This window comes from Pantoea sp. Ep11b, from assembly GCF_040783975.1.
Taxonomy (GTDB): Bacteria; Pseudomonadota; Gammaproteobacteria; order Enterobacterales; family Enterobacteriaceae; genus Pantoea.
In genome coordinates this window covers 2,544,916-2,571,090 of record NZ_CP160631.1, presented here as the reverse complement: position 1 = coordinate 2,571,090, position 26,175 = coordinate 2,544,916, and the positions used below count along the sequence as shown (strand labels likewise).

Below are 26,175 nucleotides of genomic sequence, written 5' to 3'. Positions count from 1 at the left end.
GGCAATGTGAGCCTGACGTCAATTGTGTGCGCAGCCTCGCTGAGGCATTAAAAATGGCTTGCCATTATTTTTGGGATATGTGATAACAATTCGTGGGTTAAACGAGGTACAGTTCTGTTTATGCATGGCATCTTCAGTAAAGAAGTACGAGTAAAGACGTTGACGTTGAATACCGCTTCCTTGCCGAACCTTAATTAGTGCCTCATGCAGTAATGTCTCTGGTTTTTCTGTAAGACAGCCTTCGGGCTTAATAAACATCTAAAGGAATTTGCAAAATGGCAAAGATTAAAGGTCAGGTTAAGTGGTTCAACGAGTCTAAAGGTTTTGGCTTCATCACCCCTGCAGACGGCAGCAAAGATGTGTTCGTACACTTCTCTGCAATCCAGGGCAATGGTTTCAAAACCCTGGCTGAAGGCCAGAGCGTTGAGTTTGAAATTCAGGATGGCCAGAAAGGCCCGGCAGCTGTTAACGTCACTGCTATCTGATCCGATGCCAGCCCGGTGCATCGCACCCTGACCTGGAATTTTAAAGCCCTGGCTGCATAGCCGGGGCTTTCTTTATGCTTCCGATGCGGAAATGATAAGGTTACACTGCGCCGCGTTATCTGATGCCGGAGCACCTTATGTCCCTGATTTGCCCTCTTTGTCACACTTCTCTCACCCTGAAAGAACGCAGCTGGTGCTGTGAAAATCGCCATCAGTTTGACCAGGCGAAAGAAGGGTATGTCAATCTGCTACCCGTTCAGCATAAACGGTCGCGGGAACCGGGTGACAGTGCAGAGATGATGCAGGCGAGACGGGAATTTCTTGAGGCAGGCTATTATCAGCCGCTGCGGGAGCAGGTCGTCACGCTGCTCGCGTCCGTACTCCAGCAGCCTGCGTGCCGCCTTCTGGATATCGGCTGCGGCGAGGGTTACTACACCGCCGCGCTGGCCGAAGCCGCCGGTGAGGCGGCAACGATCTATGGGCTGGATGTCGCCAGAACAGCGATCCGGCTGGCGGCAAAGCGCTATCCGGCGGTACGTTTCTGTGTCGCCTCCAGCCAGCGCTTACCTTTTGCCGATGGATCGCTGGATGCGATTGTGCGGATTTATGCGCCCTGCAATGAAGCCGAGCTGGCGCGCGTACTGAAGCCGGGGGGGCTGGTGCTGACCGTCACACCCGGCCCGCACCATCTGCAGCAGTTTAAGGCGTTGATCTATCGTGAAGTGCAGCTGCATGTGCCGGAACAGAAATCCTATCCCGGTTTCCGCCAGCGGGCTCAGCATGCGCTGCGCTACCCGATGGCGCTGACGGGCGCGGCCGCGACAACCCTGCTGCAGATGACGCCGTTCGCCTGGCGTGCGCGTGAAGCGGTCTGGCAGACCCTGCAACAGAGTGAGCAGTTCAGCTGCGATGCAGACTTCAGCCTGACACTCTGGCAGCGCGACTAACGCGCCTCCACCAGCGTATGGTAGATGCGCTCCAGATCGTCGAGCTGCTGCACGGCAATCAGCAGCCGGCGCTGCTCCAGCTGCACCACCAGAATGCCATCCTCAGAAAGATTCATGCCCTGAATCCGCCGGTAATCGACCCAGACACCGGCGTAAAACAGTCCCGCGTTCTTCATCAGTAGCGTGGGTTTACGCAGCCAGAAAAGCCAGAACGCCAGAAAACTCAGTACCATCAGCAGGGAGGTGGTGAGCGGCGGGCCCTGATGGCTGAGATTATTCCAGAGCAGCATCAGCAGCAGCCCGATAAAAATCAGGCTGTCGATTTTATGCCGTCTCCGCAGCGTCACCCTTAACCGGGTCGGACCACGACGGCGGGGCAGGATCGCCTCATCATAAATCGCAAACAGCAGCAGGGCGGCAATACAGAGCGCGATCAGCGCATCGGTTAAAGACATGACAGCGGCCTCAGACAGGGCGGGATCAGCCGGGTATGGCCCGGCTCATCCTGCCAGCCGCCGGGTGGTGGCGTACCCGGCGGGATAAGATTACAGACCGAGCAGGCCTATCCAGTAACCGAAGATACCGATGGCGAAGAAGCCGACGATAATCCACAGCGCATTCACCTTACGGCGCAACAGCCACATGCAGCCGAAGGTGAGCAGCAGCGGCACGATGCCCGGCATCAGCTGATCGAGAATCGACTGCACCGTGGTTACTGTGGTTTTACCGGTCGAGTCGGTGATGCGTGACACCACCAGCGGGATGTTAACGTGCGTCCACTTGTTAACCAGCGCCCCCATTACAAACAGCCCCAGGATCGAGGCGCCCTCCGTGAGTTTCTGCAGGAAACCGCCGCCCATGTCGCTGACGATATCGATCCCTTTGCGGTAGCCATAGGCCACACCGTAGTAGCGGGTCAGCAGGCGCGCGAGGTTGAACAGCACAAAGAACAGCAGCGGACCCAGCAGGCTGCCGCTCATGGCGATACCGGCCCCCAGCGCGGCAAAGACCGGTCGCACCGTGCCCCAGAAGATGGGATCGCCCACCCCGGCCAGCGGTCCCATCAGCCCGACCTTCAGGCCGTTAATCGCCCCATCGTCGATGGCCGCGCCGTTGGCCCGCTGCTCCTCCATCGCCATCGTGACGCCCAGCACCGGCGCGGCCACATAAGGATGCGTGTTAAAGAACTCCAGATGGCGTTTAATCGCCTGTTTACGCGCCTCATTATTCTCAGGATAGAGACGGCGGATCACCGGCACCATTGAGAAGCAGAAGCCCAGCGCCTGCATACGTTCAAAGTTCCATGAACCCTGGAACAGGTTGGAGCGCAGAAAAACGGCGCGGACATCGCCGGGTGTCAGTTTCTTTTCGACTTTGGTTATATCGACCATGTGCTCACCTGTTCCTTAATCGAGTTCGTTATCGAGATCGTTTGGGGTCGCGGCAGCGGCGGGCGCACCCGCCGCACGGTTATATTTCGGGCTGAGCTGGATGTAGAGCACTGCCATCACCACGCCAATCACGCCCAGCGCCACCAGGTTGAAGCTGGTGAAAGCCGCCGTCACGAAGCCCAGGTAGAAGAAGGGCATCAGGTAGCCCGCGCGCATCATGTTGATCACCATCGCGTAACCGACCACCACAATCATGCCGCCCGCGATATTCAGCCCGTTGGTCACCACTTCCGGGATTGAACTGAGCAGGGCGTGCACCGCGCTGGTGCCGACAGAAATCGCCACGATCAGGGCCGGGATGGCGATACGCATTGCCTGCAGCAGCAGGGCTGAGACATGGATCCAGGAGATGGCCGTGAGATTGCCTTTTTCGGCCGCTTTGTCCGCCGCATGCTGGAAGGCGACGGTCAGCGTCCGCACGATAATCGTCAAAACCTGTCCGGCGGCGGCGAGCGGGATCGCCAGCGCGATACCGGCTCCGACGCTCTGACCGCCCGCGATAACCAGAATGGTCGAGATAATCGAGGCGAGGGCGGCATCCGGCGCCACGGCGGCCCCGATGTTCATCCAGCCCAGCGCGATCATCTCCAGCGTACCGCCGATAATGATGCCGGTTTTCATATCCCCCAGCACGATACCGATCAGAGTGCAGGCGACCAGCGGACGGTGAAACTGGAACTCATCCAGAATCGACCCCATCCCGGCAATACAGGCAACGATAAAAATCAAAATAATCTGTAGCGAGGTTATTTCCATCATACGTCGTGTCCTCAGCAGGATAATGGTAATGCACCCGGAAACGCAGGCGCCTTTTACGCATTCATTTTCGCGATCAAATCCATCATCTTCAGTTTCTGGTCGCTGGAAACTTTGCGGACTTCCAGTTCGATATGGCGCTCGTTAAGTTTGCGGAAGGCGGCGATATCTTTTTCATCGACCGAAACCGCGTTATTGACCTGCGTTTTTCCCTGACGAAATGCCATCCCGCCGATGTTGACGGATTTAATCTCAACACCCTGTTCCACCACCCGCACGACATCGGTGGGATTGGTAAACAGCAGCATGACGCGATCCTGACCATACTTCGGGTTGTTCCACACCCGCACCATCTTATCGACATCCACCACATGTGCCGTCACGCCCGGCGGAGCGACCTGGGTCAGCAGGGTCTTACGCACCTGATCGTTAGCCACCTCATCGCTGACGACGATAATGCGCTGGACGTTAGTCTCTTTGGTCCAGCGTGTCGCGACCTGTCCATGGATCAGGCGGTCATCGATCCGCGCCAGACCGATCTTCATATGATCGCCCGGTGCCATCGGTTTTACCGGAGGCGCGGCCACGGCCGGTTCGACGCGGGTGGGCGCCGCGTCGGGAGCTTTCAGGGCTTTTACCCCCTCGCGACCGGTCTCAACCGCCACGGCGACCAGCGCCTCAAAGGATGGGTTATCGTCGCGCGCCATCAGCGTTTCAACCAGCATCGGAATATTGACCCCGGCCACGACCTCATACTGTGGCCGGTCCACCACGATCCGGCTGGCTGCGTTAAACGGGCTGCCGCCCCAGGTATCGACCAGAAACAGCACCCCCTGGCCGGTATCGAGTTCTGCCAGCCTTGCCTGATATTTTTCAATCAGCGTGTCAGCATTTTCACCGGGCACAAAATCTATCCAGCCGACATTCTCCTGCTCGCCCAACAGCATTTCTGCTGTTTTCAGCAGTTGTTCCGCTGCCCAGCCGTGTGTACCAATGACAATTGCTATGGTCACCTGCTACCTCCTTATGCCAGAGATGCTCATCTGGGGGATGAACGGTTTTGAATTTTGCTTTGATATCGCGTTAACCTGCTGTCTCAACAGTCAGGTATCGCGTCGAAAAAAGGGAATTGCGTTGGTAAAAGCCATGAAGTCGGGGCTTATTTTAGTGAGCGAAAAAATAAATGATGTGATGCCTGTCTGTTATTTACCCGCTGCCGGAAACCGTGCGCTTTTCTATGTGGCCGATCATCTCTGCTACAGTTTGTAAAAATGAGAAAATTTTTTGACGCCGTTTTCCGAACTGATACATTAACCTTCTGTTTATTACTCAGGAGTAACGGGCATCAGCCCACCTTATGGATCGTCACCGACGTCGCTTAATCTGTTCTTTGCGCCTGCTGGCGCGTCACCTCTCGCCTTACGGCGTTTTCCACGTTTTCCCGACTATCCCGATGTCACGCTTTGCTGCGCTGATACGTCCCGGCTCGTCTGGATCCCTGTTCTGGAGTCATAAATAATGGAATTTTTATTCGACCCCTCAATCTGGGCGGGTTTACTGACGCTGGTGGTGCTGGAAATTGTTCTCGGCATCGACAACCTGGTCTTTATCGCCATCCTGGCCGACAAGCTGCCGCCAAAGCAGCGTGACAAAGCGCGCCTGATTGGTCTGTCGCTGGCGCTGGTGATGCGTCTGGGCCTGCTGTCGCTGATTTCCTGGATGGTGACGCTGACGACACCGCTGTTCAGCGTAGGCGGTTTCAGCTTTGCGGGCCGCGATCTGATCCTGCTGGCGGGTGGCCTGTTCCTGCTGTTCAAGGCGACAATGGAACTGCATGAGCGGCTGGAGAACCGACAGCTTGAGGGTTCCGGCAATCGCGGCTACGCCAGTTTCTGGGCCGTGGTGACACAGATTGTGGTGCTGGACGCTGTCTTCTCGCTGGATGCCGTGATCACGGCGGTGGGAATGGTGAACCATCTGCCGGTGATGATGACTGCCGTGGTGATTGCGATGGGTGTGATGCTGCTGGCGTCGAAACCGCTGACCAACTTTGTCAACGCGCATCCGACCGTGGTGGTGCTCTGCCTGAGCTTCCTGCTGATGATCGGTCTGTCGCTGGTGGCAGAAGGCTTTGGTTTCCATATTCCTAAAGGCTACCTCTACGCGGCTATTGGCTTCTCAATTCTGATCGAGCTGTTTAACCAGATTGCCCGACGCAACTTTATCCGCCATCAGTCGAATCGCCCGATGCGTGAGCGCACCGCCGAAGCGATTCTGCGCCTGATGGGCGGCCGCAACCGCGCCCAGACCGCCAGCAACAACAACAGCGGATCCAGCGAAGAGGTGGCGCTGGCGGAAGCGATGCCGCAGGAGGCGTTTAAGGACGAAGAGCGCTATATGATTAACGGCGTGCTGACGCTGGCGTCACGTTCGATTCGCAGCATCATGACGCCACGCGGTGAAATCTCGTGGGTTGATGCGAACCGTCCCGTTGATGAGATCCGCATGCAGCTGCTCGATACGCCGCACAGCCTGTTCCCGGTCTGCCGGGGCGAGCTGGATGAGATTGTCGGCGTCGTGCGCGCCAAAGAGCTGCTGGTGGCGCTGGATCATGGGATGGATGTGGCGGCCTTTGCGGCCAGTACCCCGACTATTGTGGTACCGGAAACGCTGGACCCGATCAACCTGCTCGGCGTGCTGCGTCGCGCCCGGGGCAGTTTTGTCATCGTTACCAACGAGTTTGGCGTGGTGCAGGGGCTGATTACTCCGCTGGATGTGCTGGAGGCGATTGCCGGGGAATTCCCGGATGAGGATGAAACGCCCGATATCATTGCAGATGGCGACGGCTGGCTGGTCAAAGGCGGCACTGACCTGCACTCGCTGCAGCAGCTGCTCGACTTCCATGAACTGGTCGATCCGGCCGAAGATCACGCGTCTCTGGCGGGCCTGCTGATTGCCCAGAAAGGGCAGTTACCCCTGCCTGGCGATGTGATTGATATTACGCCGCTGCACTTCCAGATTATCGAGGCGACCGACTACCGTATCGATCTGGTGCGCGTCACCAAAGACAAGCCATACGATGAAGATGAAGAGGGGTAATCGTCTGCGGCAGCGTTAATCTGCCACGCTGAACTTCTCTGACAGCCGCTGCCTCACCGCCGCGGCTGTTTTTTTGTCCGTCGCCTGCGCGGTCGCGGACTCAGGGCCGGACATCGGCCTGATGCGCGGCCAGCCAGGCCGGGAAATCCGCCAGCGGCATCGGTCGGGCATAATAGTAGCCCTGAAGATGATCCACGCCGCGCTCGCGCAGGTAGGCCGCCTGCTCGGCGGTTTCGACCCCCTCGGCCACCAGGCTGATATTCAGACGCTGCGCCAGCGAGATCACCATATCCGTCACCGTGGCGTTAATCGCGTCTGTGCCGATGGCCGCAGTGAAAATCTTGTCGATTTTCAGCACATCGGGATGGAGATCTTTCAGATAGGAGAGCGAGCTGTGGCCGGTGCCGAAGTCATCGATCGCCAGCCGCACGCCGATATCATGCAGTTGGGAAATCACCGACTGATCCACGACCGGCAACGCATCCCGCTCGGTCAGCTCCACCACCAGTTTCGGCACAGGCGTCGCGGGCCACCAGAGCGTCTGCAGATCCTCCAGAATGGCCCGATCGCGGAAATGGCTGGCCGCCACGTTAATGGCAATATGAAAGTCGGGATCGTCGGGCAACTGCGGTAACGCGCTGACCACCTCAGCCAGCACAAAGCGCGTCAGGGGTTTAATCAGGTTCTGCCGCTCGGCCAGCGGAATAAAGAGATCCGGCGCTATCCAGCCCTGGCGGGCATTGTGCCAGCGCAGCAGTAACTCGATGCCGTCGCACTCGCCGCTTTTGCTGTTAATCAGCGGCTGACAGTAGACCATAAACTCGCGCGCGGTAATGCCGTAGCTGATCTGCCAGCTCAGGCTCATGCGGTTCGCGGTGGCCAGCCAGACGATGTAGCCGACCAGCAGGCTCAGCAGCAGCGCCAGCGGCAGCTGGGAAGGCAGCGTCGCCAGCGCCAGCCGGGTCGGAGAGGGGCCATAGAGCGTCAGGCTGAAGGGATAGCGCAGTGATTCCTGCTCGTAGCTCACCTCATCATCTGCCGGCACCGTGGCCTCAATCAATGGATTGCCATACTCCAGGCTTTGACCATTGACGTTGAAGACGGCGCGCTCCACCCAGGGCAGCTCCGGCTCCAGCAGGTAGTTGCTCATCATTTCGATATTGATAGCCTGCAGAATGCCGGAGCGGTTATCCAGACTCCTGGGCGTCCACAGCAGGAGTATCGGTGACCCTTTCAGCAGATAGCGATCGGTAGAGAGCGTCATGCGCTGGCCGTTAAAGGCCAGGTCGGGGTAGGTCTCTCCAAAGGGGATCGTGCGCGGGCCATAGATACTGGAGCAGTAGAGCATATCGTTATCGACCAGCAGAATCGCCCGCACCGTCTGCAGCGAGGAGATCTTCTCAATGAGCGGAAAGCGAACATCCTGGCAGGGCACGCCAACCAGCCCCAGCATATTACTGGCTGACACCTCCAGCGGGGAGAACATCCGGTCGAACCGCATTATCGCCTTGTCGGCAAAATCCATCGCCTGCTGCTCGATGCGCGCTTTTTCTTCGATATAGCGGAATGCCAGCGTCAGAATCAGCACCAGGGTGGCGATCATCAGCGCGATCAGCAAACGCTTGCGTCTGAATTGTCCAACATATTGCTGGGCCATCAACATCAGTTTCCACCTTCCCTAAAGCCAGAAAAAAGCAACACAACGGGATGAGTATCGGCACGGTCAGGCCAGAACTGAGGCCGTAATGCAGAAAAGCGGGTCTGGAAAGCAGGGCAAGCCGGACGGCTGCGCGGAAATCACTCTACCGTGTAATCCTGCGCTGAGATAGCGCAGGATACGGATTTTATTATGTTTGCGCGTTATTTAAACCGCTGGGGGCGTTAATCGCACTGAACCTTGATTGCCAGCCCGCCGCGTGAGGTTTCACGATATTTGGCGTTCATATCTTTGCCGGTTTCATACATGGTTTCGATAACCTTATCCAGCGAGACGCGTGGTTCACTGGTGCGGCGCAGCGCCATTCTCGCCGCGTTGATCGCTTTCACTGAGGCGATCGCGTTGCGCTCAATGCAGGGCACCTGCACCTGACCCGCCACCGGGTCACAGGTCAGCCCCAGGTTATGCTCCATGCCGATCTCGGCGGCCACACAGACCTGCTCCGGGCTGGCACCCAGCAGCTCGGCCAGACCGGCTGCCGCCATTGAGCAGGCGACACCGACTTCACCCTGGCAGCCCACTTCGGCACCAGAGATGGAGGCGTTCATTTTATAGAGCACGCCAATCGCGCCTGAGGCAAGGAAATAGCGCAGGAAGATATCGGGCGTGACCGGCTCGATAAAGTGATCGTAGTAGGCCAGCACCGCAGGCACGATGCCGCAGGCGCCGTTGGTCGGAGCCGTCACCACCCGGCCACCCGCAGCGTTCTCTTCGTTAACGGCCAGCGCAAACATATTGATCCAGTCGATGACGATCATCGGATCGCTGGAGTGTTTGGTGGAGGAGGTCAGCAGACGACGCAGCGAGGCGGCGCGGCGCGGCACCCGCAGCGGGCCAGGCAGCACACCTTCGGTATTCAGGCCGCGATCGATACAGGCCTGCATGGTCTGCCAGATGGTGGCGAAATAGGCCTGAATCTCATCACGGCTGTGCAGCGCCAGTTCGTTCTTCATGACCAGGCCCGAGAGCGACAGGCCCGTTTCGCGGCAGTGAGCCAGCAGATCTTTGGCGGAGTGGAACGGCCAGGGAACAGAGACCTCATCCAGCGCCGACTGGCCGAAGTGCTCTTCATCGACAATAAAACCGCCGCCCACCGAGTAGTAGGTTTTTGACAGGATCAGCAGGTCGCCCGCAAACGCGAGCAGGCGCAGGCCGTTCTCATGCAGGGAGAGGTTCTCACTGCGGAACACCATGCCGCCTTCGCGCGGAAAGTCCACCTCATGCGCGCCTTTTGCCAGCAGCAGCCGCTCACGCTGTTCCACATCCTTGATAAAGGCGGGGATCGCATCGATGTCTACGGTATCCGGTGATTCGCCCGCCAGACCCATAATAATGGCGATGTCCGTGTGGTGGCCTTTACCGGTCAGGGAGAGCGACCCATAGACATCCACGGCGATCCGGGTCACCTCCTGCAGCTTTCCCTGTTCGCTGAGCAAATCCACAAACTGTTTACCCGCTTTCATCGGGCCGACAGTATGCGAACTTGAGGGGCCGATGCCCACTTTGAACATGTCGAAAACACTAATCACAGGTGACACTCCTCACAATTATTATCAGTCTGCCGCGGCAGTTTATGGCGCTAATAGTAAAGGTCATGCACCGGAAAAGAGCAGCTTTTCGCATGAAATAAACTTATTAAAACCAGTAGAAAAAATTATAGCGTAAACCGGCAGAGAACTGACGGGGCAGGGCTATCGCGCCCGGACAGGATCAGAAAGCGATCTGTGTGCTCAGCGAACGGATAATCCCGGCGGTCATGCCCCAGACCAGATAATCCTGGTACCGTGACAGCCAGACCGGATGGCGCACGCCCGCCCGGTTGATCTCCAGCGCGCTGTAGCGGCTGAGCTGTAATGCCTCGGCCAGCGGCATCTCAAAGGCGCTGCTGACCTCCTCCGGATTCAGGGTCAAGCGCAGACCGGCCGGAATAATCCCCAGCACCGGCGTGACCTGAAAACCGGTACTGCTGGTTACGGCAGGCAGCGCGCCCAGCACCTCGACCTGCTGCGGGTCCAGCCCCACCTCTTCCTGCGCCTCGCGCAGCGCGGTGGCGATCAGCGAGGCGTCGGTGGCATCCTGCATCCCGCCGGGAAAGGCCACCTGCCCGGCATGTTTACGCAGCGCATGCGAGCGTTGCGTCAGCAGCAGGCCCGGCTCAGGCCGCGCCACCACCGGCACCAGCACTGCGGCATGGCGTCCGGAGAGGCGCTGCGTGCTGCGGGCAGGCTGCTGCAACAGAAAACGGCTGCGGAAGATCTCAAGCGTCAGGGCCAACGGCGCCTCCGGTCTGTTCCAGTGCCGGTAAAATCCGGCTCACTTTGTCGAGCGTCTCCTGATATTCCGCCGCCGGATCGCTGTCGGCCACCAGCCCGCCTCCCGCGGCACAGTAGATCTGCTGCCCCTCGGCGATCAGCGTGCGGATGGTGATACTGGTATCCATCCTTCCGCAGAGGCTGAGATAGCCGATACTGCCGCACCAGGCATTGCGCCGCTGCGGCTCCAGTTCATCAATAATCTCCATCGCCCGGATTTTGGGCGCGCCGGTTATCGATCCGCCCGGGAAGCAGGCGCGCAGCAGATCCGTGGCCTGCAGGGTTGCAGGCAGCTGCGCCCGCACCGTGCTCACCAGATGATGAACCGCCGGGAAAGGCTCAACCACAAACAGCTCCGGCACCGTCACCGAGCCGGGAACGGCGACGCGGCCGATATCGTTGCGCAGCAGATCGACAATCATCAGGTTTTCGGCGCGATCTTTCCCGGCATTGCGCAGCGCCTCGGCCTGTTGCGCATCGGCGACGGGATCGCTGCAACGTGGCCGGGTGCCTTTTATCGGTCGGGTCTCGATCTGTTTCTGATTCAGGGAGAGAAAACGCTCGGGCGACAGGCTGAGGATCGCACTGCCAGGCAGACGCAGGAACGCACTGAACGGCGCGCGGTTGGCCGCATTCAGCCGGGTAAACGCCTGCCACTCATCCCCCTGATAGCCCGCCTGAAAACGCTGGGCCAGGTTGACCTGGTAACAGTCGCCCGCCTGAATGTAGGCTTGTACCCGGTCGAAGCGTGCGGCGTAGTCGGCATAGCTCAGATTGGAACGCCAGCGGCTGGTCAGTGAAAAGGGTACGGTTTTGCGCGCGGGCCAGGCTGTCAGCCAGGCGGCCCGCGCCGCTACGTTTTCTGTCGCCACCAGCGTCAGCGTCTGCTGGTGGTGATCGGCAATGAGCGCCCAGTCGTAGATCCCCACCGCCATGTCCGGCGTGGTGAGATCGGCCTCGGCGTGCTGCGGCAGGGATTCAAACCGGCGGCCCAGATCGTAACCGAACAGGCCCAGCGCCCCGCCCTGAAACGGTAAAGCTTCGCTGGTCACCGGCGTGACGCCGAGTGCATCACACTGCTGCTGAACCAGCAGCAGCGGATCGGCGGTGGAGTCGCGGCTGCCGTTCCGGTCGCTGATAGTGGTGGTGGCTCCCCGGGTAACCAGCGTCGCACGCGGGTCTGCGGTCAGAATATCAAAGCGGTTGTCGCTGTGGCTGGCCTGCGCGGAGGAGAGCAGCATCGCCCACGGCAGAGAGGAAAGGGGCGCGAAGCGCTGTATCAGCGCATCCGGGGTGTAATCAAGCGTCAGGGTTTCAACAATCATCGTGCAGAGAAATCAGCAGGCAAAGAGGCGGTCAGACTGACATATTTTTTCCTGACTGGCACCTGTTAGTTCGGCGTGGGATACTGTCAGCCCCAACGCAGGAGTAGAACATGATAACAGGATTACCGGCGCTCTCTCATGAGCAGCAGCAACAGGCCGTCGAACGCATTCAGGAATTAATGGCTGGCGGGCTGACGAGCGGCCAGGCGATCGCCCAGGTGGCGCAGGAAATTCGTGAGAGCCATACGGGTGAACAGATTCGGGCGCTATTCGACGACGAAGATGATGAAAACGAAGAGGAATAACGCCCGGCGCGGTTAACGGGCCGCGATAATCTTAATTTCGATTTTATATTTCGGATTCAACAGTCCGGCCTGAACCGTGCAGCGCACCGGCGCATTATCCGGCGAGACCCAGGCGTCCCAGGCGCGGTTCATCGCAGGGAAGTCGGCTTTATCGACCAGAAACAGCGTTGCATCCAGGATTTTGCTTTTGTCGCTGCCCAGGCGCGTCAGCATCGCATCAATGACGGCCAGCGCATTCGCTGTCTGTGCTTCGGCATCGGCGTCCAGGTTTTCTGGCACGCTGGTGTAGTAGATGGTGTCGTTATGAATGACAGCCTCGGACATGCGGTGTTCCGGATCAATGCGGGTAATGCTCATCGGTTTCTCCCTCGTTATTTGCGCATTAGCCTGGCACACTCCTGACACCGCTGTCACCCTTTACGCCCGCAGGCAGCGCTGAACGATTGCCTGCCTGTCCGCCATCACCTGAGGCGCCATCCTGAACGTGGTGAAATATTTCACCTCCGATCCTTTCCGCTGAGGGGTGATATCCGCAAAAATAGAATCCTCCCAGGTGTAAACGCTGATGTCACTGCCTCTGGGCTGAGTGTGGGTAGTGTTATCGCTGGCAATGACTGTCGTGGTGGACCAGCCGCGATAGATACAGTCGCTGAGCTGGGGGGCGGTTCGGGTGCTCTGGCCCTGAAAGAGCGGTGCCTGCTGACGAGCCTGGTCGGGCGTGGGGGCCTGGCAGCCGCAGAGCAGCAGCACGCCGGCGAGAGAGCCGATGCGGAAATAGTTCATCACATTCCTCCGCCTGAGTCAGGCAGTCGGGTTAAGGCCATCTGCTTAACAGTGCCTGAGGCAACGTTAAGCCAGTGTCGGCACATCAGCCAGCAGGTGCCACATCCCAACGGTCAGCTGATTTGATTAGTATAATCCGGGTGTTAGTTTCCTCGCGGCGTTCATCTGCATTTGATAACTGCATCACACTGTCCGCCGCGCCATGGCGGGCGTCAGACCGGGCGCACGTCTGCAAATCGCGCAATCAGCCGCTGTCTGCGGTGAAACTCCGGCAGGACGGGCTGAAAAATGTTATAAATCAATCAAAAGATAGCGCCACAGAATGAGGATGAACACATGGCGAATACGCAGTATCTGTTTTGGGTGATGGCGGGCGCACTGACGCTGCTCTTTATTGTTATCGCGGCCTTTGTGGGGTTATCCAAAGGCACCCGGCAGGGAGTAATAACGTTTGCTGTGCTCTTCATCATTATGCTGGCGGGCGCGCTCTACATACACCATTAACGCAGAGCCGTTTGAACCTTTTCACGCTCTTACAGCGATCTTAAGCCCGGCTCACACTTCAGGCGGAAATTGTGCGGCGGGGCGTGCCGGTTAACTATGCTCATCTGAAATAGCAGCACTGCTATTTATCACCGGAGGTAATTATGTCTGAACGTCCTGATTACGATGAACCCCTGCCAGATGATGCTGAGATCTATCCTGAAGATGACGCAGAGGATGAGGAAGAGGATCCGCTGGAAAAGGATGTCTGATCTGCTAACCGGGAACGGGCCGCCCGTCTCTTCGGCGTGACAGATAAACCGCAAAACGCCCGTTTTGCGGTTTCTTTTTTCCTTCAGCTTCTGAAAAATACTCTGGCATTTAATCGTTAACGGACATATTCAGCGCCCGGACCACACCGGCCATTTAATTCTGAATAATGATAAAACGAGAATGTTAATTAAATTAACATCGATAAAAATAGTAAACTCATTATTCCTGAAGAAGGTGAACGATCGCATTTTGTCACCTTGCTGATATAAAAGGGCGCGGAATATTATCGCTGCCGAACATTAGCTTATCAGCAGGGATAAAAATGAAACGATTAACACGGTTAAGTCTGATCATCGCGCTGTCGTCCATGGGTGTCGCCAGCGCAGCAGAGCCGCACTGGAGCTACGAAGGCAAAGCAGGGCCGGAGCACTGGAGTGAACTGAGCAGCGATTTTCACCTCTGCCACGAAGGAAAGGCGCAGTCGCCCATAAATATTAAAGATCCCATACAGGGGCATCTGCAGCCCCTGAATCTGGCTTATCAGGCGTCGGCGGAAAAAGTCATTAATAATGGCCACACTATTCAGGTTACCGTCGATCATGAAGATGACTTTATTCTGGACGGTGAAAAGTTCACTCTGCGTCAGTATCATTTTCACACGCCCGGTGAAAACCAGATCAATGGACATACCTTTCCGCTGGAAGCCCATTTTGTTCACAGCAAAGAGGATGGCGACCTGGCCGTAGTCGCGGTGATGTTTGAAGTCGGCAAAGAGAACCCGGCGCTGACTCCCCTGATTGACGCGATGCCGAAAAAGGAGAATCAGCAGGTCAGCATCAATCGTCAGGTCGATCTGCGCGAGCTCTTCCCGGAAGACCTGCACTATTATCGTTTCAGCGGTTCGCTGACCACGCCTCCCTGCAGCGAAGGCATCCGCTGGCTGGTGATGAAGCAGCCGGTCACACTCTCGCAGGCCCAGCTCGACGCCTTTAAGCGGGCTCTGAAAACCACCAACAATCGTCCGCTGCAGCACCTTAACGGCCGCATGATCGTCGAGTAAGCCCTAACCCGGTGCTTTGGCAGGAAGCCCATATCCTCAGGCGGCCATGTGCCGCCTTTTTGTTTCCGCGAAGCGGTTCAAGGGCCCGCTTGTTTCTGCCATAATTGCCTAATCTGTTGAAAAACCTCTATTTTGCTTTGTTATGGCAATACTGACATAATTACAGTGTTTTTGCCGTTCTTTGTGAGGGTATGTGGCAGACGATTTTGCAGTGGATGGCGCCCTGGCGCAGGCGATCGCAGGTTTCAGGCCGCGCGAAGCACAACGTGAGATGGCGCAGGCGGTTTCAGAAGCCGTAAAACAGCAGGGTGAACTGGTGGTGGAAGCCGGCACTGGCACTGGCAAAACCTATGCCTATCTGGCGCCCGCTCTGCGGGCCGGTAAAAAAGTGATTGTCTCCACCGGTTCCAAAGCGCTGCAGGATCAGCTCTATGGCCGCGATCTGCCCACCATGACCCGCGCGCTGAAGTTCACGGGTAAAACCGCCCTGCTGAAGGGGCGCTCAAATTATCTCTGCCTGGAACGGCTGGAACAGCAGTCGATGGCGGGAGGCGATCTCACTGTTCAGGCGCTGACCGACCTGGTGACGCTGCGAAGCTGGTCGTCGCAGACGGAAGATGGAGACATCAGCAGCTGCGCAGGCGTAACCGAAGACAGCCCGGTCTGGCCGCTGGTCACCAGCACCAACGATAACTGCCTCGGCACCGATTGTCCGCGTTACAAAGAGTGTTTTGTGGTCAAAGCGCGAAAGCGTGCGATGGACGCCGATGTCGTAGTGGTTAACCACCATCTGTTCCTTGCCGACTTAGTGGTAAAGGAGGGGGGCTTTGGTGAACTGATCCCCGAAGCGGATGTGATGATCTTCGACGAAGCCCATCAGCTGCCCGATATCGCCAGCCACTATTTTGGTCAGCAACTCTCCAGCCGCCAGTTACTCGATCTGGCCAAAGACATTATTACCGCCTACCGCACCGAAGTGCGTGATGCCCGGCAGCTGCAGAAATCGGCAGACCGGCTGGCGCAGTGCGCGCAGGATTTCCGGCTGGCATTAGGCGATCCCGGCTTTCGCGGTAATCTGCGCGAACTGCTGAGCGATAACGCGATTCTGCGCATGTTCACGCTGCTGGATGACGCGCTTGAGCTTTGCTACGACGTCATCAAACTGTCGCTGGGCCGATCGGCCCTGCTGGATGCCGCCTTTGAGCGGGCCGCGCTCTATCGTGGGCGGCTGAAACGGCTGCGGGCAATTAACGAGCCGGGCTACAGCTACTGGTATGAATGCACCTCACGCCACTTTATCCTGGCGCTCACGCCGCTTTCGGTAGCGGAACGCTTCCGTGAAGTGATGGACAACCGCAAGGCCGCATGGATCTTTACCTCTGCAACGCTGGCGGTCGACGAGAACATGGCGCACTTCGCCGAACGGCTGGGGGTCAATGCAGCGAAGAGCCTGATCCTCAACAGCCCGTTCGACTTTGCGAAGCAGGCGCTGCTCTGCGTGCCGCGTAATCTGCCGGAACCGAACCGGCCTGGTGGCGCGCGCCAGCTGGCCGCGATGATGAAGCCGCTGATTGACGCCAACAAAGGCCGCTGTTTCTTTCTCTGCACCTCGCACCTGATGATGCGCGAGCTGGCCGCAGAGTTTCGCGCCTCAATGACGCTGCCGGTACTGGTGCAGGGTGAAACCAGTAAAGGCCAGTTGCTGAAACAATTTATTGAGAAGGGCAATGCTCTGCTGGTGGCGACCAGCAGCTTCTGGGAGGGCGTGGACGTGCGCGGCGATGCGCTGTCGCTGGTGATCATCGACAAGCTTCCCTTTACCTCACCGGAAGATCCGCTGTTGAAGGCGAGGATGGAAGATTGTCGTATCCGCGGCGGCGACCCTTTTGCCGACGTGCAGCTGCCGGATGCGGTGATCACCCTGAAGCAGGGGGTGGGACGCCTGATCCGCGACACGAACGATCGCGGTGTGCTGGTGATCTGCGATCAGCGGCTGGTGTCGCGGCCCTATGGTGCACTGTTTCTCAACAGCCTGCCGCCCACGCCGCGTACCCGGGATATCGCCCGCGCCATCGCCTTTATCCGCCAGCAACCCGAACCAGACGCGTAATTCTGTGCTAAGATGCGCGCCGTTTTTCTTTCTTCTGAGGTAGTCATGTCAGCCCGAATTTTAGCGCTGGATACGGCAACAGAAGCCTGTTCAGCCGCTTTGCTGAATCAGCAACAGATGGATGCCCGATTTGAGATCGCCCCGCGCGATCACACCCAGCGCATTCTGCCGCTGGTCGAGGAGCTGCTGCTGGCGCAGCGGCTGGAACTGACCGATCTTGACGCGCTGGCGTTTGGCCGTGGTCCCGGCAGTTTTACCGGTGTACGAATCGGGATTGGGATTGCGCAAGGCCTGGCACTGGGTGCCGCTCTGCCGATGATCGCCGTCTCTACTCTGGCAACCCTGGCGGAAGGTGCATGGCGTCTGCACGGTGCCACGCGGGTGTTAACCGCGATTGATGCGCGCATGGGGGAGGTCTACTGGGCCGAATATCAGCGCGATGAGCAGGGCGTCTGGCAGGGCGAGGCCACCGAAAGCGTGCTCTCACCGGAGGCGGCGCTGGCACGCATGCAGGCGCTGTCCGGCCAATGGATGACCGCAGGCACCGGCTGGCAGGCTTATCCGGGGCTTCAGCAGGGCCATTCTTTGACGCTCAGCGCCAGCGACGTAGCCCTGCCTGCCGCAGAGGATATGCTGCCGCTGGCCGCCCTGGCGCTGGCCCGTGGTGAAACGTGTCTGCCGGAAACGGCAGAGCCGACCTATCTGCGCAATGAGGTCGCCTGGAAAAAGTTACCTGGCCGGTAAAAGAGACGCAACTTATTGTTATGCGTCCAGTCTAATCTTTACCTGATGGGAGAATCTCTATGTCGTCAATCTGTGGTAAAGGGCTTTCAGGTCTGTTGCTGACCTGCGTGCTGGCGTTAACCGGTTGTGTCTCTATTCCTGACACGCTGCAGGGCAGTTCGCCGCAGCCGCAACAGGATCTGTTGCGGGTGATGAGCGATCCGTCGCTGTTTGTCGGGCAGGAGTCGCGCTTTGGCGGCAAGGTAGTCAATGTTACCAATCTGAATGGCAAAACCCGGCTGGAGATTGCGGCTCAGCCGCTGGATGACAGCGCCAGACCGCGTCTGGGGGCGGCGTCAGTTGGCCGGATCTTTGCCGACATCCACGGTTTTGTCGATCCGGTGGATGTCCGTAATCAGTATGTTACGGTGCTGGGCACGCTGAAGGGCACCGAGCAGGGCAAAATCGGAGAGGCGGATTATAAATTCGTGGTCATCGATGTGCGCGGCTATCAGCGCTGGCGGCTGACGCAGCAGGTGATGGCGCCGCCTCAGCCTGTGGATCCCTGGATCTGGTATGGGCCTACCCGCCATCGCGGGGGCTACTGGGGGCCTAATCCTTACTGGGGCATGATGAATACCGGCCCGACAGAGGTGCAGACTATCCTGACCGAGTAAGTGTGAACATCGTCTTTATTCAGCCCGGTCGCGGTGCTCGCAGCCGGGCTTTTTATTTGTCTGTTTTATCAGCACGAAATTTAGTGATGGACTTCGCAACCTCAACATGCCGAAACAGGCAAACTGGTACAATCAGTTAAAATATTGTTAACAAACCAGATTGGCTGAGGCAGCGATGGAAATACAACATAATTATCGGGGTGGATCCTTGAATAAGGTTTGGCTGAAACGCTACCCGGCAGATGTGCCTGCCGAAATAAGTGCAGATCGTTATACTTCTCTGGTCGATCTGTTTGAGCAGGCCGTAAAACGCTACGCCGATCAACCCGCCTTTCTGAACATGGGTCAGAAAATGACGTTTCGCCAGCTGGAGGAGAAGAGCCGCGCGTTTGCCGCCTATCTCCAGCAACAGCTGGGCCTGAAAGCCGGAGACAGGGTGGCGCTGATGATGCCTAACCTGCTCCAGTATCCGGTGGCCCTGTTTGGCGTGCTGCGTGCGGGCATGGTCGTGGTCAACGTCAATCCGCTCTATACGCCGCGTGAACTGAAGCATCAGCTTAATGACAGCGGCGCCAGCGCCATCGTTATCGTCTCCAATTTTGCCCACACGCTGGAAAAAGTGGTGGCAGAAACCCCGGTTCGCCACGTCATTCTGACCCGGATGGGCGATCAGCTGGCCCCGCTTAAAGCCACACTGGTAAACTTTGTCGTCAAATATGTGAAAAAGCTGGTGCCAAAATACCATCTGCCGGGCGCCATCTCGTTTCGTCAGGTGCTGGAGAGTGGGGCCGCGCTGCCTTATCAGCGTCCGACGGTTTCCAATGACGATCTCGCCTTCCTCCAGTATACCGGCGGCACCACTGGCGTTGCCAAAGGGGCGATGCTGACCCATCGCAACATGCAGGCGAACATTGAGCAGACCCGGGCGACCTATGGCAAAATGCTGCGCGATGGCAAAGAGTTTGTGGTCACCGCGTTGCCGCTGTATCACATCTTTGCACTCACCGTGAATGGCCTGCTGTTCCTGGAACTGGGCGGTCAGAACCTGTTGATCACCAATCCGCGCGACATCCCCGGCTTTGTCAAAGAGCTGGGCAGGGTGCCCTTTACCGCCATCACCGGCGTGAACACGCTGTTTAACGCGCTCCTCAACGATGAGCAGTTTAATAAACTCGATTTTTCCACGCTGCGTCTCTCTGCGGGCGGCGGAATGGCGGTGCAGAAAGTGGTGGCTGAGCGCTGGGAAAAGCTCACCGGGCACTATCTGTTGGAGGGTTATGGCCTGACCGAGTGTTCGCCGCTGGTGTCGGTCAATCCCTATGACATCAGCTGTCACACCGGCAGTATCGGCCTGCCGGTGCCTTCTACCGATGTCCTGATTCTGGATGATGCCGGTAATGAGGTGCCACCGGGTGAACCGGGCGAGCTCTGCATCCGCGGTCCGCAGGTGATGCTGGGTTACTGGCAGCACCCCGAGGCCACGGCCGAGGTGCTGAAAAATGGCTGGCTCCACAGCGGTGATATTGTTACCGTTGATGAGGAAGGCTTTATTCGCATCGTCGACCGCAAAAAAGATATGATTCTGGTGTCAGGCTTTAATGTCTACCCGAATGAGATCGAAGATGTGCTGATGCAACATCCTAAAGTACGTGAAGCGGCGGCGATTGGCGTGCCCAGCGATCTCTCGGGCGAAGCGGTGAAAGTCTGCATCGTCAGAAAAGATCCCTCGCTGACAAAAGAGGAGGTGCTCGACCACTGTCGCCGTCAGCTGACCGGTTACAAAGTGCCGAAGATCATCGAGTTCCGGGATGAATTGCCTAAAACCAACGTTGGCAAGATACTGCGACGTGAACTGCGCGACGAGGCAAAGTCCGGGCGCTGAAGCAGGACTGAATTGAGGTTGAACGCCGGCATGTCCGGCGTTTTTATTGTGTTTAACATGGAGCGCCGCGCGTTGTTGGCTGCGGTGAAAATCAGACGTGAACTATTCCCTTATCGACCAGGATGATCAACTGGCAGACGTGTGTCAGAAAGCGCGCCAGCACGCGGCGGTGGCACTGGATACCGAATTTGTCCGTACCCGCACTTACTATCCTCAGCTGGGTCTGATCCAGTTGTTTGACGATCAGCAACTGGTGCTGATTGATCCGCTGAATATCCGTGACTGGTCACCCTTTATCGAACTCTTAACGGATACGCGCGTCACCAAATTCCTGCATGCCGGCGGGGAAGATCTGGAAGTTTTCCTGCACCGCTTCGGCGTTCTGCCGACGCCGATGATCGACACCCAGATTCTGGCAGCCTTCTCCGGCCAGCCACTCTCATGGGGTTTTGCCGCCATGGTGGCCCATTTCACCCAGGTTGAGCTTGATAAAAGTGAATCACGCACAGACTGGCTGGCGCGTCCGCTGACCGAGCGTCAGTGCGCCTATGCAGCAGCAGATGTCCACTATCTGCTGCCGATTGCCCGTCAACTGATGGCGAATACTGAGGCTGCCGGTAATATGGCAGCGGCGCTCAGCGAGTGCGAAAACCTCTGTCAGCGCCGTCTCGACACGGTTGTACCGGATGATGCCTGGCGGGATATCACCAATGCCTGGCAGCTGCGCCCCCGTCAGCTGGCGGCATTACAGCGGCTGGCGGCCTGGCGTCTGAAGCTGGCGCGTGAAAAGGATATGGCGGTCAATTTTGTGGTGCGCGAAGAGCATCTCTGGAAGGTCGCCCGCTTTATGCCTGGCTCACTGGGCGAGCTGGACCATCTGGGGCTGTCGGGACATGAGATTCGTTTCCACGGCAAAACGCTGGTGGCGCTGGTCGCCGACGCTGCGGCGCTGGACGAGAGTGAATTACCCGCACCGCTGGGTAATCTGATCGATCATCCGCACTATAAGCAGGTGTTTAAAGCAGTAAAAGCACTGGTGCAGCAGGTGAGTGAGCAGAGTGGGTTCAGTCAGGAACTGCTGGCGTCACGCCGTCAGATCAATCAGGTTCTCAGCCAGCACTGGGGCCTGAAGCCACAGGGACGTCAGCCGGAGTTACTCACCGGATGGCGGGGCGAACTGTTGAAGCCTGGCATTGATGCCATTCTGGCGGATGTCTGACCGATAAAATTTCCCCTGCCAGAGCGCAGGGGAAATTCAGGAAACGGTCAGCGTCATTTCGTCACGTCATCCGTTTCCGGCAGCGTGACGTTCAGCTCCAGAATGGAGATATCATCCCCTTTCTGATCCAGCTGCACCGTCACCATTTCCGGGTCAATCTTTACATATCTGCAAATCACTTCCAGAATGTCGCGCTTAAGTTGCGGAAGATAGTGGGGCTCACTGTCGCCCCTTCTCCGTTCTGCCACGATAATCTGCAGCCTTTCCTTGGCTATATTGGCAGTGTTCTTCTTCCGGGATAAAAAGAAATCAAGTAATGCCATGGTTTATCCCCCGAACAGGCGTTTCAGGAAACCCTTCTTCTCTTCTTCGATAAAGCGGAAGGGACGAACTTCACCGAGCAACCGTTCAACGGTATCGGCATAGGCTTTGCCAGCATCTGACTCACTGTCAAGGATCACCGGCTCGCCCTGGTTAGAGGCGCGCAAGACTGACTGATCTTCAGGGATCACACCGACCAGCGGAATGCGCAGGATCTCCAGCACATCTTCCATGCTCAGCATGTCGCCACGGCTTACGCGGCCAGGATTATAACGGGTCAGCAGCAGATGCTCTTTTACCGGCTCCTGACTGTTTTCAGCGCGACGGGATTTAGATGAGATGATGCCCAGAATACGGTCGGAGTCGCGAACAGAGGAGACTTCCGGGTTGGTGGTAATGATGGCTTCATCGGCAAAGTAGAGCGCCATCAGCGCACCGGTTTCGATACCCGCCGGTGAGTCGCAGACGATGAAATCGAACTCCATTGCGGCTAAGTCGTTCAGGACTTTTTCAACACCTTCACGGGTCAGCGCATCTTTATCGCGGGTCTGTGACGCAGGCAGGATGTAGAGCTGCTCAGTGCGTTTGTCGCGAATCAGTGCCTGGTTCAGCGTGGCATCGCCCTGGATGACGTTAACGAAGTCATAGACCACACGGCGTTCACAGCCCATGATCAGATCCAGGTTACGCAGACCGATATCAAAGTCGATCACAACCGTCTTTTTGCCTTTCTGCGCTAAACCGGTGGCGATGGCCGCGCTTGACGTGGTCTTACCAACGCCCCCTTTACCGGATGTAACTACAATAATGCGTGCCATAAATGTTGATTTCCTTAACAAAAGAAAAGGGGCCTAATTAAGTGTCTGGATAGTCAGCGCGCCATCCTGCAGGCACAGGCGCGCAGCTTTACCAAAAAATTCTTGCGGGATCTGATCCATGATCCAGTACTCCCCGGCAATCGAGACCAGCTCGGCGGCCAGATGGGTACAGAAAATCTGGCAGTTGCGGTCACCGCTGGCGCCTGCCAGCGCACGGCCGCGCATCATGCCATAAATATGAATGTTGCCATCGGCGACCAGTTCGGCCCCGGCGCTGACGCTGCTGGTGACGATTAAGTCAGCGTCACGCGCATAAATCTGCTGGCCTGAGCGCACCGGGGTATTCACGATGCGGGTTTTGGCGGCGACGGCTTCAGCCATCACAGGCTGGGGTTCAGGAACCGGTGCAGGCGCAGGGGCGGGCGCTTCACTGCGCGGCCGGGCCTCTTTACCTTCAGCCAGTACCGGCAGGCCGGCCCGGACGATAATGCGTTTCAGGGCATCATCTTTACAGCCGCTCACGCCGACAATGCGTAAACCGGTGGCAAGAATCGCCTGCTGTAGCTGCTTCCAGTTAACATCTGCACTCAGTGTGGCGACGTTAAGCACCACCGGAGCGTTCTTCAGGAAATCTGGCGCCTGGTCAATCTTGTCCTGGAGTGCCTTGCGGATCACCACAGGGTCATGGTGATGCAGATGGACGACAGACAGGGTGAAACTGCTACCTTTAAATTCGATTGGCGTTTGCGACATCAGTCCCGACTCAGTCCTGTTTTCACTACCGTCAGCCAGGCGATGATAAAATCATCGTTTATGCGCTTACGGTGAATATTCGAAGTTCTGCAAGCATGTTATAGTTACAGCTATATTCAGACAAGCCTCAACGCCGGTTAATTCGAGTAAAAAATATGTTTTGTGTGATCTACAGAAGCCCGTTACGTGACCAGACTTATCTCTATGTTGAAAAAAAGGACGATTTTTCGCGCGTTCCTGAAGCGTTGCTGAAAGGATTTGGCAAGCCCCAGCTGGCAATGGTGTTGAAGCTGGAGGGCCGCGACAGACTGGCTAATGCGGATATCAATAAAGTTAAGCAGGGATTGAGTGAACAGGGCTATTATTTACAGCTTCCTCCACCAATCGAAAGTCTGCTAAAAATTCATTTACAGGCTGATAAAAAAGTTTAACTCAGATTCATCTGTAAATATAAATCCTCTCAGCGCGATGCTGCCAGGATAATATGACTTTAAGGCTGCGCAAAATAGACGGCGCAGCTTATCTGTTTTCTCCGCTTCTTAAATTTTTCGCCTGAATTCCCTCCCGGATTGGTCGAAACTTCAGCGATTATGCGCCCCTGTTTACGCTTATTGACAAATTCTACCCCCCGGACCGTTAAAAGGATCTTATTATCACGCCATGAGGCTGGCATTTCGATCAGCTCACAGGCAAACATCAATCCGCCAGCAACGCTGGCATCACACCTAACCTGAACAGGGGATGAGCATGTATCAGCATCGGAACTGGCAAGGCGCTCTGATAGATTTTCCGGTCAGCAAAGTGGTTTGCGTCGGCAGTAACTACGCAAAACACATTAAAGAGATGGGCAGTGCAACGCCGACTGAACCCGTTATCTTCATTAAACCGGAAACTGCGCTGTGTGATCTGCGCCAGCCGCTCTCGATTCCCGACGGCTTTGGCGACGTTCACCATGAAGTAGAACTGGCGGTGCTGATCGGTGCCACCCTGAAGCAGGCTACCGAAGCGCATGTGGCTCAGGCTATCGCAGGTTATGGTGTGGCGCTGGATCTGACGCTGCGGGACCTGCAGGCCGGACTGAAAAAAGCGGGTCAGCCGTGGGAGAAGTCCAAAGGCTTTGATAATGCCTGTCCCATCTCCGGGTTTATTCCGGCCGCCGGGTTCAGTGGTGACCCGCAGAACAGTGAGCTTAAGTTGCTGGTTAACGGCGAGGTCCGCCAGCAGGGCACCACTGCGGATATGATCCATAAAATCCTGCCGCTGATTGCTCATATGAGCCACTACTTTACGCTGCGCGCCGGCGATGTGATCCTGACCGGCACGCCGGAAGGGGTCGGCCCGATGCGTTCCGGGGATCAGCTGGAGGTCTCATTAGCGGGCCACGGCATCAGCACACGCGTACTCTAAACACTTGCATCACTGCGGCAGAGGCTTTATAAGGTGCGTTTCAGGCACAACCCGGACAATCATCATGACTGATACCCCTTTCTGGCAACACAAACGCCTGGCACAAATGAGCGATGAGGAGTGGGAATCCTTGTGTGATGGTTGCGGTCAGTGTTGCCTGAACAAGTTACAGGACGCCGACACGGATGAGATCTACTTCACCAACGTCGCCTGTAATCAGCTCAACATCAAAAGCTGCCAGTGCCGCAACTATGAGCGCCGCTTCGAGTTAGAAGAGGATTGCATCAAGCTCACCCGCGAAAATCTGACCACTTTTGACTGGCTGCCGCGCACCTGTGCTTACCGGCTGCTGGGCGAGGGCAAACCGCTTCCGGCCTGGCATCCGCTGCGTGCCGGTTCGAAAAGCGCTATGCATGCCCAGCGCATTTCGGTGCGTTATATCGCGGTGCGGGAAAGTGAAGTGCGCGACTGGGAAGATCACATCATTGATCGGCCCGACCGCAACGGCTGAGTGTCGTAAACGCGGAAGGATGAAAAAAAGGCTGCCTCGGGCAGCCTTTTTTCTGTCAGCGGCCAAAGAGGTCGCGCTGTTTCGGTCTGAAGGGCTGCGCAATCAGGACCAGCGCCGCCACCAGCAGATAGCCGGCAAACACTACAATCATCCACTGCGGCATACTCAGCGTCAGAAACGTCCAGCTGCGTTCTGCGCAGTCACCGCTGGCCAGAAAGACCGACGGCAGCCACCTGTCGAGCGGCAGAAAACCGGGAAAGCGGGCCGCAAAATCGCAGGTGGTAAAAGGATTTGGATGCAGCTGAATCATGGTGTGTTCATAAGCGAGGCGCAGACCTTCCCAGGCGCTGTAGATCCAGAGCGCCAGCGCCCCCAGGCGCAACGGCGATTTCGGCGCAATCGCCCCCGCCAGCCCCGCGCCCAGCACTCCGAACAGCGCATTCCGCTCATAGATGCACATCACGCAGGGTTTCAGACCCATGACGTGCTGAAAAAAGAGCGCCGCCAACTCCAGCGCCAGCGCAGTCAGGGCCAGTAATAACCAGGCACCGCGACCGCGTGAGCAGCGATTCAGATATCTCAACATATTGCATTCCCTGTAAACGTGAATGCCACGCAGTGTAAACCAAAAGCGCAGGCAAACCAGCCACAGCCAGGGAAAAATCGTGTGTAAACATAACCTGATGCTGATCCAGCGCAGGTTACAGGGGGAGACGCCGCAAAGGCCGAAGCGGACATTCACTGGTGGCGACAGGCGG

General features: G+C 57.3%; 29 protein-coding genes. 15 read left to right on the top strand and 14 right to left on the bottom strand.

Annotated features, from left to right (window positions below; all coding sequences use genetic code 11):
* Positions 1–275: 275 nt before the first annotated feature.
* On the top strand, positions 276–485 hold the full coding sequence (gene cspE / locus AB1748_RS12180) for a transcription antiterminator/RNA stability regulator CspE (RefSeq protein WP_003852684.1): 210 nt from the start codon (positions 276–278) through the stop codon (positions 483–485).
* 137 nt (positions 486–622) lie between these two features.
* Entirely contained in the window at positions 623–1,432 is an 810-nt protein-coding gene (gene rlmA, locus AB1748_RS12175; protein ID WP_111138858.1) for a 23S rRNA (guanine(745)-N(1))-methyltransferase, read from the top strand.
* Here rlmA and AB1748_RS12170 read toward each other — a convergent pair.
* From AB1748_RS12170 to manX, 4 genes are all read right to left on the bottom strand, one after another.
* Positions 1,429–1,887, bottom strand: a complete 459-nt coding sequence (locus AB1748_RS12170) for a DUF986 family protein (RefSeq protein WP_293771160.1) — start codon at positions 1,885–1,887, stop codon at positions 1,429–1,431. The genes rlmA and AB1748_RS12170 overlap by 4 nt on opposite strands.
* 90 nt (positions 1,888–1,977) lie before the next feature.
* Positions 1,978–2,823 (bottom strand): PTS mannose transporter subunit IID, encoded by an 846-nt coding sequence (locus tag AB1748_RS12165; RefSeq protein ID WP_111138860.1) that lies wholly within the window; start codon positions 2,821–2,823, stop codon positions 1,978–1,980.
* Positions 2,824–2,838: 15 nt separating this feature from the next.
* Entirely contained in the window at positions 2,839–3,639 is an 801-nt protein-coding gene (locus AB1748_RS12160; protein ID WP_111138889.1) for a PTS mannose/fructose/sorbose transporter subunit IIC, read from the bottom strand.
* A 56-nt stretch (positions 3,640–3,695) separates the two neighbouring features.
* Positions 3,696–4,652, bottom strand: coding sequence for a PTS mannose transporter subunit IIAB (manX, locus tag AB1748_RS12155; RefSeq protein WP_367395545.1), 957 nt, complete (start codon positions 4,650–4,652; stop codon positions 3,696–3,698).
* Here manX and AB1748_RS12150 point away from each other — a divergent pair.
* Together AB1748_RS12150 and AB1748_RS12145 are read left to right on the top strand one after the other, a co-directional pair.
* On the top strand, positions 4,633–4,908 hold the full coding sequence (locus AB1748_RS12150; RefSeq protein ID WP_367395544.1) for a hypothetical protein: 276 nt from the start codon (positions 4,633–4,635) through the stop codon (positions 4,906–4,908). The two genes, manX and AB1748_RS12150, sit on opposite strands and share 20 nt — an antisense overlap.
* A 249-nt stretch (positions 4,909–5,157) precedes the next feature.
* Positions 5,158–6,738: a transporter associated domain-containing protein gene (locus AB1748_RS12145; RefSeq protein WP_367395543.1), complete on the top strand. Its 1,581-nt coding sequence runs from the start codon at positions 5,158–5,160 to the stop codon at positions 6,736–6,738.
* A gap of 100 nt (positions 6,739–6,838) precedes the next feature.
* Here the strand turns inward: AB1748_RS12145 and AB1748_RS12140 are convergent, their stop codons facing one another.
* The 4 genes from AB1748_RS12140 to pabB all read right to left on the bottom strand — a co-directional run bounded on the left by AB1748_RS12140 (position 6,839) and on the right by pabB (position 12,092).
* Positions 6,839–8,401, bottom strand: coding sequence for an EAL domain-containing protein (locus AB1748_RS12140; protein ID WP_367395542.1), 1,563 nt, complete (start codon positions 8,399–8,401; stop codon positions 6,839–6,841).
* Between the two features lie 218 nt (positions 8,402–8,619).
* Complete coding sequence (locus AB1748_RS12135) at positions 8,620–9,984, bottom strand: L-serine ammonia-lyase (protein WP_111138865.1); 1,365 nt, start codon at positions 9,982–9,984, stop codon at positions 8,620–8,622.
* A 181-nt stretch (positions 9,985–10,165) separates the two neighbouring features.
* Positions 10,166–10,729, bottom strand: a complete 564-nt coding sequence (locus AB1748_RS12130) for a CoA pyrophosphatase (RefSeq protein ID WP_367395541.1) — start codon at positions 10,727–10,729, stop codon at positions 10,166–10,168.
* Positions 10,713–12,092, bottom strand: coding sequence for an aminodeoxychorismate synthase component 1 (gene pabB, locus AB1748_RS12125; protein WP_367395540.1), 1,380 nt, complete (start codon positions 12,090–12,092; stop codon positions 10,713–10,715). The genes AB1748_RS12130 and pabB overlap by 17 nt, the downstream gene beginning before the upstream one ends.
* Positions 12,093–12,202: 110 nt before the next feature.
* Between pabB and AB1748_RS12120 the strand changes: the two genes are divergently transcribed.
* Positions 12,203–12,397, top strand: a complete 195-nt coding sequence (locus AB1748_RS12120) for a YoaH family protein (protein ID WP_111138868.1) — start codon at positions 12,203–12,205, stop codon at positions 12,395–12,397.
* 12 nt (positions 12,398–12,409) lie between these two features.
* On the opposite strand, the gene AB1748_RS12115 is transcribed toward AB1748_RS12120, so the two are convergent.
* Both AB1748_RS12115 and AB1748_RS12110 read right to left on the bottom strand, forming a co-directional pair.
* Positions 12,410–12,754 (bottom strand): RidA family protein, encoded by a 345-nt coding sequence (locus tag AB1748_RS12115; protein WP_111138869.1) that lies wholly within the window; start codon positions 12,752–12,754, stop codon positions 12,410–12,412.
* 60 nt (positions 12,755–12,814) lie between these two features.
* The gene (locus tag AB1748_RS12110) at positions 12,815–13,180 is read right to left on the bottom strand and encodes a hypothetical protein (RefSeq protein ID WP_111138870.1); all 366 of its coding nucleotides are present in this window, start codon (positions 13,178–13,180) and stop codon (positions 12,815–12,817) included.
* A 336-nt stretch (positions 13,181–13,516) separates the two neighbouring features.
* Here AB1748_RS12110 and AB1748_RS12105 point away from each other — a divergent pair, with 336 nt between their 5' ends.
* The 7 genes from AB1748_RS12105 (at position 13,517) to rnd (ending at position 21,607) form a co-directional block, all read left to right on the top strand.
* Positions 13,517–13,684 carry a hypothetical protein gene (locus tag AB1748_RS12105; protein WP_179895566.1) on the top strand — a complete coding sequence of 56 codons (168 nt, stop codon included), beginning with the start codon at positions 13,517–13,519 and terminating at the stop codon, positions 13,682–13,684.
* Positions 13,685–14,258: 574 nt separating this feature from the next.
* Complete coding sequence (locus AB1748_RS12100) at positions 14,259–14,996, top strand: carbonic anhydrase (protein ID WP_111138871.1); 738 nt, start codon at positions 14,259–14,261, stop codon at positions 14,994–14,996.
* A 193-nt stretch (positions 14,997–15,189) separates the two neighbouring features.
* On the top strand, positions 15,190–17,106 hold the full coding sequence (locus AB1748_RS12095; RefSeq protein ID WP_367395539.1) for an ATP-dependent DNA helicase: 1,917 nt from the start codon (positions 15,190–15,192) through the stop codon (positions 17,104–17,106).
* 45 nt (positions 17,107–17,151) lie between these two features.
* Positions 17,152–17,850: a tRNA (adenosine(37)-N6)-threonylcarbamoyltransferase complex dimerization subunit type 1 TsaB gene (tsaB, locus tag AB1748_RS12090; protein ID WP_111138873.1), complete on the top strand. Its 699-nt coding sequence runs from the start codon at positions 17,152–17,154 to the stop codon at positions 17,848–17,850.
* 59 nt (positions 17,851–17,909) lie between these two features.
* Entirely contained in the window at positions 17,910–18,506 is a 597-nt protein-coding gene (locus AB1748_RS12085) for a Slp family lipoprotein (RefSeq protein WP_111138874.1), read from the top strand.
* A 208-nt stretch (positions 18,507–18,714) separates the two neighbouring features.
* Positions 18,715–20,388: a long-chain-fatty-acid--CoA ligase FadD gene (gene fadD, locus AB1748_RS12080; RefSeq protein WP_146240824.1), complete on the top strand. Its 1,674-nt coding sequence runs from the start codon at positions 18,715–18,717 to the stop codon at positions 20,386–20,388.
* Positions 20,389–20,485: 97 nt separating this feature from the next.
* Entirely contained in the window at positions 20,486–21,607 is a 1,122-nt protein-coding gene (gene rnd / locus AB1748_RS12075) for a ribonuclease D (RefSeq protein ID WP_111138876.1), read from the top strand.
* Positions 21,608–21,660: 53 nt separating this feature from the next.
* Here the strand turns inward: rnd and minE are convergent, their stop codons facing one another.
* From minE to minC, 3 genes are read right to left on the bottom strand one after another with little or no spacing between them, the layout of a single operon-like run.
* Positions 21,661–21,930 carry a cell division topological specificity factor MinE gene (gene minE, locus AB1748_RS12070; RefSeq protein WP_111138877.1) on the bottom strand — a complete coding sequence of 90 codons (270 nt, stop codon included), beginning with the start codon at positions 21,928–21,930 and terminating at the stop codon, positions 21,661–21,663.
* A 3-nt stretch (positions 21,931–21,933) separates the two neighbouring features.
* Entirely contained in the window at positions 21,934–22,746 is an 813-nt protein-coding gene (gene minD / locus AB1748_RS12065) for a septum site-determining protein MinD (RefSeq protein WP_111138878.1), read from the bottom strand.
* 33 nt (positions 22,747–22,779) lie between these two features.
* On the bottom strand, positions 22,780–23,499 hold the full coding sequence (gene minC, locus AB1748_RS12060; protein ID WP_111138879.1) for a septum site-determining protein MinC: 720 nt from the start codon (positions 23,497–23,499) through the stop codon (positions 22,780–22,782).
* 155 nt (positions 23,500–23,654) lie between these two features.
* On the opposite strand from minC, the gene AB1748_RS12055 reads away from it, so the two are divergent.
* The 3 genes from AB1748_RS12055 to AB1748_RS12045 all read left to right on the top strand — a co-directional run bounded on the left by AB1748_RS12055 (position 23,655) and on the right by AB1748_RS12045 (position 25,417).
* Positions 23,655–23,930, top strand: coding sequence for a YcgL domain-containing protein (locus AB1748_RS12055; RefSeq protein ID WP_111138880.1), 276 nt, complete (start codon positions 23,655–23,657; stop codon positions 23,928–23,930).
* Between the two features lie 316 nt (positions 23,931–24,246).
* Positions 24,247–24,906, top strand: coding sequence for a fumarylacetoacetate hydrolase family protein (locus AB1748_RS12050; RefSeq protein ID WP_111138882.1), 660 nt, complete (start codon positions 24,247–24,249; stop codon positions 24,904–24,906).
* Positions 24,907–24,970: 64 nt separating this feature from the next.
* On the top strand, positions 24,971–25,417 hold the full coding sequence (locus AB1748_RS12045) for a YcgN family cysteine cluster protein (protein WP_111138883.1): 447 nt from the start codon (positions 24,971–24,973) through the stop codon (positions 25,415–25,417).
* Between the two features lie 55 nt (positions 25,418–25,472).
* Here AB1748_RS12045 and dsbB read toward each other — a convergent pair whose 3' ends face one another.
* Entirely contained in the window at positions 25,473–26,003 is a 531-nt protein-coding gene (dsbB, locus tag AB1748_RS12040) for a disulfide bond formation protein DsbB (RefSeq protein WP_367395538.1), read from the bottom strand.
* Positions 26,004–26,175 lie beyond the last annotated feature (172 nt).